Source organism: Acinetobacter sp. YT-02, from assembly GCF_002412355.1.
GTDB classification, from domain to species: Bacteria; Pseudomonadota; Gammaproteobacteria; order Pseudomonadales; family Moraxellaceae; genus Acinetobacter; species Acinetobacter towneri.
In genome coordinates, this window is record NZ_NOZT01000103.1 from 1 (window position 1) to 718 (window position 718).

The following is a 718-nucleotide window of genomic DNA, read 5'->3' on the forward strand; positions in this document are numbered from 1 at the left end:
ACGGATGGTGTGTAGATGATCTGGCAGCAGTCGACGTTTAGGTTTGTTGACTGTGGCTTTCTGTGTCGCTGCATGGGTTTTATCTGCATTTAATCGTTCTAATTCCAGATCAACGGCTGCGATATCTTCTTCGACCGCCTCATCCCACAGATGGATTTGTTTTGCGGTGAGATGTTCGTTTTTACTGCCGAATTTATGCTGTTTAAACAGCGCCAGTTCATGCTCGTATTTTTGATTGAGAATAGAAAGATGCTGAACTTTAGAATCTAATTGCTGATTGGTGACTTCAAGATGTTGAACTTTGGCATCTAATTGTTGATTTGATACTTCCAGATGTTGAACTTGAGCATCTAATTGTTGTTTATTTTCTGCGAGTTGTTGATGCTGCATCGCCAACTGCTGGGTGAATTCCAGCAGTTGTTCATGGGTCAGTTGGCTTAAATCTGGCAGCGTATTCATGACCGCAGTATGCCTGAGGTCATGAGAAGAATGAAATAGAACGTTTGGAGGATAGCAGAATAGCCGAGCTTGGTTTAGAGCATCGTGACCACCTGCTGTCGTCCAATGCGCTGCCAAGGCAAACCCTGGATTAATGCCTGTAACTGTTCCAGGTTGAGAGCTACGCTTTCACCCTGGTGAACTTTAGCCCAGTGGAATTTTCCCTGTTCCAGCCGCCGGGCACACAGCCAGATGCCCAGTCCATCATGTACCAGCACTT

General features: G+C 45.5%; 2 protein-coding genes. Both read right to left on the bottom strand.

Annotation, left to right across the window (positions count from 1 at the left end; all coding sequences use genetic code 11):
* Window positions 1-459 (bottom strand): transposase (locus CF596_RS14495; RefSeq protein WP_197704864.1); only part of this gene is annotated, 459 nt, incomplete at its 3' end.
* Window positions 460-533: 74 nt separating this feature from the next.
* Window positions 534-718 (bottom strand): IS66 family insertion sequence element accessory protein TnpB (tnpB, locus tag CF596_RS14500; RefSeq protein WP_143228720.1); only part of this gene is annotated, 185 nt, incomplete at its 5' end.